The following is a 12,732-nucleotide window of genomic DNA, read 5'->3' as shown; positions in this document are numbered from 1 at the left end:
GGAAGCGGCGCGCGAGCCGATGCTACACCTACGTAAACTGAGGACTGATGGCGACGCAGACAGAGAAATTCGCGTCTGCTGGCGCGCGTGGCTGGCTGCAGCCACGCGGCTTGGCGGCAGGGGCCGCGAAGGGGAGGGCAGGGGGTGGCGGGCCCTCCCTTGCCCGGGTGGCGTGGACCCGCAGTCCACGCCAGCGGCGAACTAGGCCGCCGGCGGACTGTCGCGCAATTCCCGCCGCAGGATCTTGCCGACATTGGTCTTGGGCAGTTCCTTGCGGAACTCGACGATGCGCGGATGCTTGTAGCCGGTCAGGTTGGCGCGGGCGTGGGCCTTGACGTCCTCGGCGGTGAGGTTGGGGTCCTTCTTGACGATGACCACCTTGACCACTTCGCCGGACTTCTCGTCCGGCACCCCGACCGCGGCCACTTCCAGCACGCCGGGCATCATCGCGATCACGTCCTCGACCTCGTTCGGGTACACGTTGAAGCCGGAGACCAGGATCATGTCCTTCTTGCGGTCGACGATGTAGAAGAAGCCCTGCGGATCCATCCGCGCCATGTCGCCGGTGTGCAGCCAGCCGTCGGCATCGATGGCGCCGGCGGTTTCCTCGGGACGGCGCCAGTAGCCCTTCATCACCTGCGGACCCTTGATGCACAGCTCGCCGACCTCGCCGGGCGCCATGGTCTGGCCCTGGTCGTCCTTGACGCAGGCGTCGGTGGACGGGATCGGCAGGCCGATGGCGCCGTTGTATTCCTTCAGCGTCAGCGGGTTGATGCAGGCGGCGGGCGAGGTCTCGGTCAGGCCGTAGGCCTCGACCAGGGTCACCCCGGTCACCTGCTTCCAGCGCTCGGCCACGGCGCGCTGCACCGCCATGCCGCCGCCTAGGGTGAACTTCAGCGTCGAGAAATCCACCTTGTCGAAGCCGGGCGTGTTGAGCAGGCCGTTGAACAGCGTGTTGACTCCGGTGAAGGCGGTGAAGCGGGTCTTCTGCAGCTCCTTGACGAAGCCGGGCATGTCGCGCGGATTGCTGATCAGGTGGTTGAGGCCGCCGAGCTTCATGAACACCAGGCCGTTCGCGGTCAGTGCGAAGATGTGGTACAGCGGCAGCGCGGTGATGATGACTTCCTTGCCTTCCTCCAGCTTGCCGGTCGCCGCGATCCAGGCGCCGGCCTGCAGCATGTTGGCGACCAGGTTGCGGTGGGTCAGCATCGCGCCCTTGGCCACCCCGGTGGTGCCGCCGGTGTACTGCAGGAAGGCGATGTCGTCCGGCTCGATGTCCAACTGCGGCAGCGTGTGCAGGCGGCCCAGGGTCAGCGTGTCGCGGAAGCGCACCGCGTTGGGGATGTCGTAGTCGGGCACCAGCTTCTTGACGTACTTGAGCACGAAGTTGACCAGCGCGCCCTTCGGGAAGCCGAGCATGTCGCCCAGGCCGGTGGTGATGACCTGCTTGAGCGGGGTGTCGGCCAGCACTTCCTGCACGGTCTTGCCGAAGTTGTCGATCACCACGATCGCGCTGGCGCCGGAGTCGATCAGCTGGTGGCGCAGTTCGCGCGGCGTGTACAGCGGATTGACGTTGACCACGGTCATGCCGGCCAGCAGCACGCCGAAGGTGGCGATCGGGTACTGCAGGCAGTTGGGCATCATCAGCGCGACGCGGTCGCCCTTCTTGAGCTGCAACTCGCCCAGCAGGTAGGCGGCGAAGTGCCGGGCCAGTTCGCCGGTCTCGCGGTAGGTCAGGGTCTTGCCGAAGTTGCAGTAGGCCGGACGGTCGCCGAACTTGGCGACGGAGGTTTCGAAGACGGCGGCGACGGACCGGTACTCGTTGACATCGATCTCGGCGGGAATGCTGGCCGGATAACTCTGCAACCACGGACGTTCCTGACTCATGTACTCCCCCCTCGTGTGGAATGCTGCCGCACGCCGACGCAACGCTGCGGCGTGGCGAGTGGCAGGATACCGTTCCGCATGGAAAAGGCGAAGCCGAGGAGGAAACCGGATGCGACAGGCATGGGCGTGGGGATGGGGATGCGCGTTGCTGCTGGCCTTGCCCGGCTGCCAGCGCGATTCGGCGGAACAGCGGCTGCGCAAGGACATCGCCGCCATGCAGGAGGCGGTGGAGGAACATCGCCTGCGCGATGCGATGGCCGCGGTGGCCGACGATTTCGCAGGCGAGGCGGGGATGGATCGTGCTGCGCTGCACAACCTGTTGCGCGCGCAATTCCTGGCCAACGCGCGGATCGGGGTGAACACCGGACCGCTGTCGATCGCGCTGCAGGGCGACAACGCCACGGTACGGTTCGACGCGGTGGTCAGCGGCGGCGATGCGCGCGCGTTGCCGGAGCGGATGCAGCGCTACGAGGTGGTCACCGGCTGGCGCGAGCAGGACGGGCGCTGGCGGCTGCGGCATGCGCAATGGAAGACAGCGCCGTAGCGAGCCGTGCGTAGCGCCAAACGGCAATCGCCCCGTTCGGGAAACGGGGCGCCTTCAAATACGGTCTGTCTGGCGGGCAAAGACCCGTTATTTCGAAACGCGGTGCCGATGAAAAGGCGGTGCGCGTGCGTGGCGGTGCGTCCCCGCGCGGGCGTGCGCGGCGCCCGGGCAGGCGCCGCGCCGCCATGGCCGCTCAGGCCGCCTTGCGCGCCGCCAGCTGGCGCAGCACGTACTGCAGCAGGCCGCCGTGCTTGAAGTACTCCACTTCCTTCGGCGTCAGCAGCAGCACCTTGACCTGGAACTGCTTGACGCTGCCGTCGGCCTTCTTCGCATCGACGGTGGCGCGCTTGCTGGCGCCGTCCTGCAGCCCGGTGATGTCGAACACTTCCGAACCGTCCAGGCCCAGCGACTGCGCGTTCTCGTTGTCCAGGAACTGCAGCGGCAGCACGCCCATGCCGACCAGGTTGGAGCGGTGGATGCGCTCGAAGCTCTCGGCGATCACCGCCTTGACCCCGAGCAGGTTGGTGCCCTTGGCCGCCCAGTCGCGCGAGGAGCCGGTGCCGTACTCCTTGCCGGCCACGACCACCAGCGGCACGCCGTCGGCCTTGTACTTCATCGCCGCGTCGTAGATCGCCAGCTTCTGCGGCTGCGCGCCGTCGGGCCCGCGGTACAGCGTGTTGCCGCCTTCTTCGCCGCCGAACATCAGGTTCTTGATGCGGATGTTGGCGAAGGTGCCGCGCACCATCACGTCGTCGTTGCCGCGGCGGCTGCCGTAGCTGTTGAAGTCGGCCGGCTGCACGCCGCGTTCCTGCAGGAAGCGGCCCGCCGGCGAGTCCTTCTTGATGTTGCCGGCCGGGGAGATGTGGTCGGTGGTGATCGAGTCGCCGAACAGGCCGAGCACGCGCGCGCCGTGCACATCGTCGATGTTGCCGACCTGCATGGTCATGCCGTCGAAGTAGGGCGGGTTCTTGATGTAGGTGGAGGCCGCGTCCCAGGCGTACAGCTCGCCGTCGGGCGAGGCGATCGCGGCCCAGCGGCTGTCGCCCTTGAACACATCGGCATAGTTCTGCTTGAACATCTCCGGGCCGACCGTGGCGGCGATGGTGTCGCCGATTTCCTTGTTGCTCGGCCAGATGTCGCGCAGGTATACCGGCTGGCCGTCGCTGCCGGTGCCCAGCGGGTCGCGGCTCAGGTCGATGTCGGTGGTGCCGGCGATGGCGTAGGCGACTACCAGCGGCGGCGAGGCCAGGTAGTTCATCTTCACTTCCGGGTGCACGCGGCCTTCGAAGTTGCGGTTGCCCGACAGCACCGAAGCCACCACCAGGTCGTCACTGGCGATCGCCGCCGACACGTCGTCCGGCAGCGGGCCGGAGTTGCCGATGCAGGTGGTGCAGCCGTAGCCGACCACGTAGAACCCCAGTCGTTCCAGGTCGTCCATGACCCCGGCCTTCTTCAGGTAGTCGGTGACCACCAGCGAACCCGGCCCGAGCGAGGTCTTGACCCAGGGCTGCGCCTTCAGGCCCTTGGCCACGGCATTGCGCGCCAGCAGCCCGGCGCCGAGCATCACCGCCGGATTGGAGGTGTTGGTGCACGAGGTGATCGCGGCGATCACCACCGAACCGTCGCGCAACTGCCAGCCAGCGCCGCTGTCTTCGCCGGTCTCGGCCTGCGAGGCCTTGGCGCCGACCGCGGTGCCGCCGCCGCCTTCGTTCTTGAGCCGGTCTTCCTGCTTGAGGTCGCTGTGGCGCTTGTGGCGCGCTTCGGCGAAGGGCACCAGGTTGTCGCGGAAATTGCGCTGCATGTCTTCCAGCAGCACCCGGTCCTGCGGCCGCTTGGGGCCGGCCAGCGATGGCTTGACCTGGCCCATGTCCAGTTCCAGCGTGGCGCTGTAGTCGGCATGCGCGGTGTCGGCGTCGTGCCACAGGCCCTGCGCCTTGGCGTAGGCCTCGACCAGCGCGATCTGCTCCTCGCTGCGCCCGGACAGGCGCAGGTAGGTCAGCGATTCGGCGTCGACCGGGAAGATGCCGCAGGTAGCGCCGTACTCCGGCGCCATGTTGCCGATGGTGGCGCGGTCGGCCAGCGGCAGGTGCTGCAGGCCCTCGCCGAAGAACTCGACGAACTTGCCGACCACGCCGTGCTTGCGCAGCATCTGCGTCACCGTCAGCACCAGGTCGGTGGCGGTGGCGCCTTCGGGCAGCCTGCCGGTCAGCTTGAAGCCGACCACCTGGGGGATCAGCATCGACGAGGGCTGGCCGAGCATCGCCGCTTCCGCCTCGATGCCGCCCACGCCCCAGCCGAGCACGCCGATGCCGTTGATCATGGTGGTGTGGCTGTCGGTGCCGAATACGGTGTCCGGATAGGCGATCGCCTCGCCGTCGCGCTCGCCGGTCATCACCACCCGCGCCAGGTGCTCGAGGTTGACCTGGTGCACGATGCCGGTGTTCGGCGGCACCACCTTGAAGTTGTCGAACGCCTTCTGGCCCCAGCGCAGGAAGCCGTAGCGTTCCTTGTTGCGCTGGAATTCGATCTTGCCGTTGAGATCGAGCGCGTCGGCCTTGCCGAACACGTCCACCTGCACCGAATGGTCGATCACCAGTTCCGACGGGATCAGCGGGTTGATCTGCTCCGGGCGCCCGCCGAGCTTGACCACCGCATCGCGCATCGCGGCCAGGTCGACCACGCACGGCACGCCGGTGAAGTCCTGCAGCACCACCCGCGCCGGCATGAACGCGATCTCGGTGTCGGGTTCGGCCTTGGGATCCCACTTCGCCACCGCCTCGATGTGGTCCTTGCCCACGGTGACGCCGCCGTCTTCGTGGCGCAGCAGGTTTTCCAGCAGGATCTTCAGCGAGTAGGGCAGGCGGGAGATGTCGAACTGCTGTCCGAGCTTGGGCAGGCTGAAGTAGCCGTAGGTCTTGCCGCCGACGTGCAGCTGGCTGCGGCTGGAGAACGAATCGCTCATTGCAGATGGCTCCTTTTGCTGATGGCTTGCAACGGCTGCGCCGGAACGCGCGCCTGCTTGCGGCTGCGCCGGGCTCGCTGTGCCCGCCGCTGCATCGCAGTATGCGACAGCGGCGGCGGCGTGCCAGCCCTGGGCTCAGGACGCAAGGTTACACGGGCATGTGTAGTGTCGATGTCATGGCTTGCCGCGCCACTGGCTCATCAGCATCTGCAGGAAGCGCTCGGCACTGGGCGACAGCAGCGCGCCGCGACGGCGCACGATGCCGATCGTGCGCGAGACCACCGGGTTGCCGATCGGGCGAGTGACCAGGGTCGCGTGTTCGCCGTCGGGGGTGGCCATCTTCGGCAGCACCGACACGCCGATGCCGGCCTCCACCATGCCCAGCGAGGTGGACAGATGGGTCACTTCGTAGTGCCAGCTCAGTTTGAGATTCTCGCGCGCCAGCGCGCCGTCGAGCAGGGTGCGGTTGCCGCTGGTGCGGTGCACGGTGATCAGCTGATGGCGGGCCAGGTCGGCCCATTCCACTCGCTTCTTCTTCGCCAGCGGATGGTCGCGCCGGCAGGCGAGCACGAACGGGTCTTCGGCCAGCACGTCGAAATCCAGATTGGGGTCGTTGGCGCCCATGAAGTTGATGCCGAATTCCACTTCGCCACGCTCCACCGCCTGCAGGCCTTCGGTGGCGGGGATGTCGAGGATGCGGAAGCGTACCTTCGGGAACGCCTCGTGGAAGCGCGCCATCACACTGGGCAGGAAGTAGAACGCGGCAGTGGGCAGGCAGGCGATGGTGACCTGGGCGCCGCGGGTGTCGTCCTGCCCGCGTACCGAGAACAGCGAACCATCGAATTCTTCCAGCATGCGCCGGACCAGCGGCAGCAGGTTCTCGCCGACCGCGGTGGTGGACACGCTGCGCGTGGTCCGCTCCAGCAAAGGCGCACCGACCGCCTGTTCCAGCTTCTGGATGCGCCGGCTCAGTGCCGGTTGGGAAACGTGCAGCGCCTCGGCGGCGCGGTGGAAGCTGCGGGTCTCGGCCACCAGCAGAAAGGCACGTAGATCGAGGATCTCGCAATTGATGCTCATGAGGTATCAATCATCCAAAAAATAGCAATTCACAGATCAATCTTGCTCATGCCAGTATCGAATCACAGAAGTTAATTGATCTGATTGAGACATCAATCTAGCACATGTATGGCCAACGATCTCACCAGCATTCCCTGCGTCCTGATGCGTGGCGGCACCTCCAAGGGGCCGTTCTTTCTCGCCACGGATCTGCCTGCCGACACCGGATGGCGCGACCGCCTGCTGCTGGAGGTGATGGGTTCGGGGCATCCGCTGCAGATCGATGGCATCGGCGGCGGCAACGCCCTGACCAGCAAGGTCGCGATCGTCGATCGCGCCAGCCGACCGGACGCGGACGTCGACTATCTGTTCGCCCAAGTCAGGGTCGAGCAGCGCGTGGTGGATACCTCGCCGAACTGCGGCAACATGCTGGCCGCAGTGGGGCCGTACGCCATCGAGAAGGGCCTTGTCGCGGCGCGCCACCCGCGCACGGAAGTGCGGATCCACAACGTCAATACCGGCAAGATCATTCTGGCCACGGTCGAAACCCCGGGCGGGCAGGTGGTGTACCGCGGCGACACCCGCATCGCCGGAGCGCCCGGCAGCGCCGCACCGGTACGGCTGTCGTTCCTGGACGCCGCCGGCGCCAGGACCGGCCGGCTGCTGCCCACCGGCAATGCACAGGACCAGATCCAGGGCGTGCCGGTCAGCCTGATCGATTGCGCCATGCCGATGGTGATGATGCGTGCGCTCGATCTGGGTGTCCGTGGCGGCGAAACACCGGCCGAACTGAATGCGAATCGCGCGCTGCTGGAACGGATCGAGGCGATCCGCATCGAGGCCGGGGCGCGCATGGGCATCGCCGACGCCGGCAGCAAGGTGATTCCCAAGCCGGTGCTGCTGTCGGCAGCCGAGCACGGCGGCGCGCTGCAGGTGCGCTACTTCATGCCCCATCATTGCCACACCGCACTGGCGATCACCGGCGGCGTCGGGATCGCCACCGCCGCGGTCACCGCAGGCACGCTGCCTAACACGTTCGTCGGCTGTGTCGAGCTGCCCGCGGAGATTACCCTCGAACATCCGAGCGGCGCCCTGGACGTGAGCTTGAGCCGCAGTTCCGAGAATGCGCCGGTCGTGGCCAGCGTGGTCCGCACCGCCCGGCGTCTGTTCGAGGGCCGCGTGTTCGCCACCTCGCCATCTTCCACCGAAGCAAGCCAATGGACGTCCGCTGCATGACTTGACACCGTCGCGGCGGTGCGCCACGGGTGGCGCGCCGTTCCGACACCACTACGGCAACAACGTTCCACAATCCTGGGAGGGATGATGTACAAGCAGATTCTCAAGGCCGCGCTGGTCGCGGCGACGCTGGCGCTGGCCGCCTGCGGCAAGGGCGACGCCGAGGGCGCCGGCGCCGACAATGCGCCGGTACGCATCAGCGTCGGCTCCTACAACATCAACAACCTGCCGTTCTTCATCGCCGATGCGAACGGGTACTTCGACCAGGTCGGATTGAAGGTGAAGACCGAGAACTTCGCCCAGGGCGGCTCGAAGGTGCTGCAGGCGCTGGTGGCCAACTCCACCGACGTGGCGGTCGGCTTCTACGACCACACCATCCAGATGCAGGCCAAGCACAAGGACGTGGTGGGTTTCGTGCTGTTGTCGCGCAATTCGGGCCTGGTGCTGGCGGGGCCGGACGACACCACGTTCGATCCGGCCAGGCCGGAGACCATCAAGGGCCTGAAGGTAGGCATCACCGCGCCGGGCTCCTCGTCCGATTTCTTCGTGCGGCACTTCCTGGCCCGGCACGACATACCGGTGGACAGCGTCTCGCTGATCGGGGTGGGTTCCGGTGCGGCTGCCGTGGCGGCGCTGGAACAGCGCAAGATCGACCTTCTGGTGAACTACGATCCTGCCGCCACGCTGATCACCGAGCGCAAGGTCGGCCGCATCATCATCGATGCGCGCAGCGATGCGGGCGCGCGCCAGGTGTACGGCGGCCTGTATCCCACCTCGGTGATGTACGCCAATCGGAGTTTCCTGGAGCGGCGCCCGGATGCGGCCGAGAAGATCGCGCGCGCGCAGCAGATGGCGTTGCGCTTCATCGCCGACAACAGCGCCGAGGACATCGTCGCCGCGTTGCCCGATGCGTACGTGTCCGGCGACCGCAAGACCTACGCGCGCGCCGTCGACAACGCCCGCGCCATCTTCACCCGCGATGGCCGCTTCATCCCCGCCGACCTGCAGACGCCGCTGGCGGTGCTGCGCGAGTTCAACAAGGACGTCGCCGCTGCCCGGATCGATCTGTCCAAGACGTATACGAATGCCTTCGTCGAGCGTGCCGGCGCCGCTGCGCCGGCCGCCCAACCGTAACCTACAAGGGAGACTCCCCATGGCACTCAATGCCACCGTGCGCCAGTTCAATGGCGTGCCGCAGCTGGAGCCTGCGCAGACCATGGTCAGCATCGACCGGATGAGCATGTCCTTCGGCGATTTCACCGCCGTGCGCGACGTCGATATCCAGGTGCGCGACGGCGAATTCCTTGCCATCGTCGGCCCCACCGGCTGCGGCAAGAGCACCATTCTCAATTCCGTGGCTGGCCTGCTCAAGCCCACCGCCGGCGAGATCGCGATCGATGGCAAGCCGGTCGCCGGCGTGCAGGAGGCGGTCGGCTACCTGTTCCAGCAGGACGCCTTGCTGCCCTGGAAAACCGCCTACCAGAACGTCGAACTGGGCCTGCGTTTCCGCGGCGTCGGCGAGGCCGAGCGCAAGCGCAAGGTCACTGCATGGCTGGCGAAAGTCGGCCTGACCGGCTTCGATCACCGTTACCCGCACCAGCTCTCCGGCGGCCAGCGCAAGCGCGTGCAGATGGCGCAGGCGTTGATCGTGGAGCCGAAGGTGATCCTGATGGACGAGCCGTTCTCGGCGCTGGACATCCACACCCGGCACCTGATGCAGAACGAACTGCTGCGGCTGTGGCAGGAGGATCGCCGCTCGGTGATCCTGATCACCCACGACCTGGAGGAAGCGATCGCGCTGGGCGACCGGGTGGTGGTGCTGTCCTCCGGCCCGGCCAGCCGGGTCGTACGCAGTTTCGACGTGGACCTCGAGCGCCCGCGCAACGTGGCGGAGATCAAGCTGGACGAACGTTTCACCGATCTGTACCGCGACATCTGGGCCTGCCTGCGCGGCGAAGTGGAGAAGAGCTATGCACGACAAGACTGACCGTTTCCTGCAGATCGCCCTGGTGGCCGCCGTGTTCGGCGGCTGGCAGGCCGGCAACGCGCTGGGCTGGATCGACCCGTTCTTCTTCCCGGCGCCATGGGAGATCTGCAAGCAGATGTACGCCTGGCTGGCCGACACCGCGTTCTACCAGCACGTGTACATCACCCTGGCCGAGACCGCGCTGGGCTACCTGATCGGGACCGCGTTGGGCGTGGCCGGCGGCGTCTGGCTCGGGCTGAGCCGCCGCTCCGCGCGCATCCTGGATCCGTTCATCAAGGGCTTCAATGCGATCCCGCGTGTGGTCCTGGCGCCGATCTTCGTGCTGTGGCTGGGCCTGGGCCTGTGGTCGAAGGTCGCACTGGCGGTGACGCTGGTGTTCTTCACCACGTTCTTCAACGCCATGCAGGGCGTGCGCGAAGTCAATCCGGTGGTGCTGGCCAACGCGCGCATCCTCGGTGCCGGGCGCCGCGATCTGCTGCGCCACGTGTATTTCCCGGCGGCGGCGAGCTGGATCCTGTCCTCGCTGCGCACCTCGGTGGGCTTCGCGGTGGTCGGCGCCATCATCGGCGAGTATCTGGGCGCATCGGCGGGCCTGGGCTATCTGATCGCGCAGGCCGAAGGCAATTTCAACGCGGTGGGCGTGTTCGCCGGCATCATCATCCTGGCCGCCTTCGTGCTGGTCATCGATGCGCTGCTCGACCTGGTCGAGAATCGCGTCATCACCTGGCGCCCCAACGCGTCGCAGTCCGCCACCAGCTGACGCCTGGCCCGGCGGCGCCGGTTGCCGGCGCCGCCGCGGCCTTCGCCTTTTCCGCACCCACCAGATACCGGGCAGCATCCGGCCAGGCGCCGACTGGCCGGGGAGAGAACCCATGCAAACGTTCCATGTGCTGCCCCGTGCAGCGCTGTCGGTGGCGCTCGGCCTGTTGTTGACCAGCGGCCACGCCGGCGCCCAGACCTCCGCCGCGCCGCCGCCGCTGAGCCAGGCCGAACTCACCGCGCTGGTCCGGCAGCAGGCCCGGCAGATCCAACAGCTCGAAGCGCGGCTACGCGCCGTCGAGGGGGCTGCCGCGCCGATCGCCGGCACAGCGGCGCCGATGTCGGCGCCGCCGGCGGCGCTCGAACAACGCGTAGCGGCCGTGGAAGCCGCACAGTCCAGGGCACCACGGGTGTCGTGGTCAAAGGGCGCGCCGGAGTTCAGCAGCGCCGATGGCGAGGCGACCTTCCGTCCCCGTGGGCGCCTGTTCGCCGACCAGTCCAGCACCTCCGGGTCCGACCACGCGGCGCGAAACCTGTCCGGTACCGAAATCCGTTCCGTCCGCCTGGGTGCCGAAGGCCGCTACGGCGTCCTCGGCTATGTGGTGGAAGGCGACTTTGCCGACAACGAGGTGGCCTGGAAGTCGGTGTACGCCACGGTCGACCACCGTTTGTTCGGGCAGGCGGCCGAACTGACCGTCGGCAACCGCCTCAACGATCGCGGCCTGGACGGATCCAGCAGCACCTCCAACACCCCGTTTCAGGAGCGCAACGTGGTCGGCACGCTGGTGCTGCCGCAGCGCGGCTTGTTCGGCGTGGGCCTGACCGAACGGGTCTATGGCAAGGCCTGGCATGCCAGCGTGTCGGCGGCCGGCAACGACCTCAACAACAGCGGCAGCGACAACGACAGCCTGACCTGGGCCACGCGCGCGCACTGGAATCCGCTGCTCGGCAAGCGCGCCACCGTGCACCTGGCCGGCTGGGCCTTCCACGAGGAACTAACCCGCGACGCGTCCGGGGTGCTGCGCGCTTCGGCGATCGGCGGGCATTTCAACGATGAGGTCAAGGTGGCGCCGGGCGCGCTGGCCGGCGCCGAGCGCAGCACTGCCTGGGGCCTGGAGGCGGCGGGCTTTCTCGGTCCGTTCTGGACCAGCGGCGAGTGGGGCACGCGCAACGTGCGCGGGATCGGCGCGCGTGGCCGCTACGCCCTGGATCACCAGGCCTGGGCGGTCGGGGCAGGGTGGTTCGTGTCCGGCGCGCTGCCGGCGTATTCGGCCAAGGCGGGGACCTGGGGCAGGGTGAAGGTGGCCGAACCGGTGGGGGCCGGCGGATGGGGCGCGTTCGAGCTCAAGGCGCGCTACGAGGACGTCGACTATGCGCACCTGCCGAGCGGCGGTACCGGGCACGCATGGACCGCCGGCGGCAACTGGTACCTGAACGACTACAGCCGGATCATGTTCGATGTCGTGCGCTGGCGCACCGACAACCGCAGCGGCGCCTACCTCGGGCCGGACCAGGGCACCACCGTCAATACGCGCCTGCAACTGGCGTTCTGAGCGGCAGCGGCGTCCACGGGTGGATCGCGTCCGGGAGCGCAGATCGTCGCGGTGCTGGCGGTATGCCATCGGAGGTATGTATAATTCATGCATACCTTGGAGGTCCACCGATGGAAGCCACCGTTGCCGAGCGCGGCCAGATCACCCTCCCCAAGGCGGTGCGCGATGCCTTGGGCCTGACCAAGGGCACGCAGTTGACCGTCGAGCTGGAAGGCGGCCGGATCATCCTGCGCAAGAGCGTGGACGACGCCATTTCCCGCGCGCGCGGCAAGTTCGCGCTGGACGGTTTCGCCTCGTCCGACGCCGCGGTCAAGGCTGTCCGTGACGAAGACTGAGCCGGCGATGATCGCGGTCGATGCCCCGGTCCTGATCGAGTTGCTCAGCAACGGTCCGCAGGCCGATGCGGTCGAAGCCTGCCTGCGCCAGAACCTGGTCGGTGGGCGCGTGGTGGTCTGCGCCGCAACGCTGGCCGAGCTGTGCGCCGCGCTGCGCGGCGGCGCCGAAGTGCTCGAGGCGCTGGAGGAAATGGGCGTGCATTTCAATGCGCTGGAAGCCAAATCCGCATTGCGCGCTGGCGAGATGCAGCGCCGCCACCGGCAGCGCGGCGAAGGCCGCCGCAGCCTGGACGCTTTCATGGTGGGGGCGCACGCACTGCTGCAGTGCGATGGCCTGATCACCTGGAACGACAAATTCTATCGCGACTACTTCAAGGGCCTGAAGCTGATCGTGCCGCAAGCCTGAGCCCACT

General features: G+C 67.5%; 11 protein-coding genes. 8 read left to right on the top strand and 3 right to left on the bottom strand.

Going from position 1 to position 12,732, the window contains the following annotated elements:
- Positions 1 to 201 precede the first annotated feature (201 nt).
- Entirely contained in the window at positions 202 to 1,887 is a 1,686-nt protein-coding gene (locus AB8810_RS12790; protein ID WP_369913828.1) for a long-chain fatty acid--CoA ligase, read from the bottom strand.
- Between the two features lie 109 nt (positions 1,888 to 1,996).
- On the opposite strand from AB8810_RS12790, the gene AB8810_RS12785 reads away from it, so the two are divergent.
- Positions 1,997 to 2,431 (top strand): nuclear transport factor 2 family protein, encoded by a 435-nt coding sequence (locus AB8810_RS12785; protein WP_369913827.1) that lies wholly within the window; start codon positions 1,997 to 1,999, stop codon positions 2,429 to 2,431.
- Between the two features lie 193 nt (positions 2,432 to 2,624).
- Here AB8810_RS12785 and acnA read toward each other — a convergent pair whose 3' ends face one another.
- Both acnA and AB8810_RS12775 read right to left on the bottom strand, forming a co-directional pair.
- Positions 2,625 to 5,393 (bottom strand): aconitate hydratase AcnA, encoded by a 2,769-nt coding sequence (gene acnA, locus AB8810_RS12780; protein WP_369913826.1) that lies wholly within the window; start codon positions 5,391 to 5,393, stop codon positions 2,625 to 2,627.
- A 174-nt stretch (positions 5,394 to 5,567) separates the two neighbouring features.
- Positions 5,568 to 6,470 (bottom strand): LysR family transcriptional regulator, encoded by a 903-nt coding sequence (locus tag AB8810_RS12775; RefSeq protein WP_179564421.1) that lies wholly within the window; start codon positions 6,468 to 6,470, stop codon positions 5,568 to 5,570.
- A gap of 108 nt (positions 6,471 to 6,578) precedes the next feature.
- Here AB8810_RS12775 and AB8810_RS12770 point away from each other — a divergent pair, with 108 nt between their 5' ends.
- The 7 genes from AB8810_RS12770 (at position 6,579) to AB8810_RS12740 (ending at position 12,725) form a co-directional block, all read left to right on the top strand.
- The gene (locus AB8810_RS12770; RefSeq protein ID WP_369916668.1) at positions 6,579 to 7,685 is read left to right on the top strand and encodes a 4-oxalomesaconate tautomerase; all 1,107 of its coding nucleotides are present in this window, start codon (positions 6,579 to 6,581) and stop codon (positions 7,683 to 7,685) included.
- 87 nt (positions 7,686 to 7,772) lie between these two features.
- Complete coding sequence (locus AB8810_RS12765; RefSeq protein WP_369913825.1) at positions 7,773 to 8,819, top strand: ABC transporter substrate-binding protein; 1,047 nt, start codon at positions 7,773 to 7,775, stop codon at positions 8,817 to 8,819.
- Positions 8,820 to 8,838: 19 nt separating this feature from the next.
- Positions 8,839 to 9,672: an ABC transporter ATP-binding protein gene (locus AB8810_RS12760; RefSeq protein ID WP_179564426.1), complete on the top strand. Its 834-nt coding sequence runs from the start codon at positions 8,839 to 8,841 to the stop codon at positions 9,670 to 9,672.
- Positions 9,656 to 10,432, top strand: a complete 777-nt coding sequence (locus tag AB8810_RS12755; RefSeq protein ID WP_179564428.1) for an ABC transporter permease — start codon at positions 9,656 to 9,658, stop codon at positions 10,430 to 10,432. The genes AB8810_RS12760 and AB8810_RS12755 overlap by 17 nt, the downstream gene beginning before the upstream one ends.
- Before the next feature lie 112 nt (positions 10,433 to 10,544).
- Positions 10,545 to 11,984: an OprO/OprP family phosphate-selective porin gene (locus AB8810_RS12750; protein ID WP_369913824.1), complete on the top strand. Its 1,440-nt coding sequence runs from the start codon at positions 10,545 to 10,547 to the stop codon at positions 11,982 to 11,984.
- Between the two features lie 110 nt (positions 11,985 to 12,094).
- Entirely contained in the window at positions 12,095 to 12,319 is a 225-nt protein-coding gene (locus tag AB8810_RS12745) for an AbrB/MazE/SpoVT family DNA-binding domain-containing protein (RefSeq protein ID WP_179564432.1), read from the top strand.
- Positions 12,320 to 12,326: 7 nt separating this feature from the next.
- Complete coding sequence (locus AB8810_RS12740; RefSeq protein WP_369916667.1) at positions 12,327 to 12,725, top strand: type II toxin-antitoxin system VapC family toxin; 399 nt, start codon at positions 12,327 to 12,329, stop codon at positions 12,723 to 12,725.
- Positions 12,726 to 12,732 lie beyond the last annotated feature (7 nt).

The organism is Xanthomonas sp. NCPPB 3005, from assembly GCF_041228095.2.
Taxonomy (GTDB): domain Bacteria; phylum Pseudomonadota; class Gammaproteobacteria; order Xanthomonadales; family Xanthomonadaceae; genus Xanthomonas_A; species Xanthomonas_A bonasiae.
This window is presented reverse-complemented; position numbering and strand designations above follow the sequence as displayed.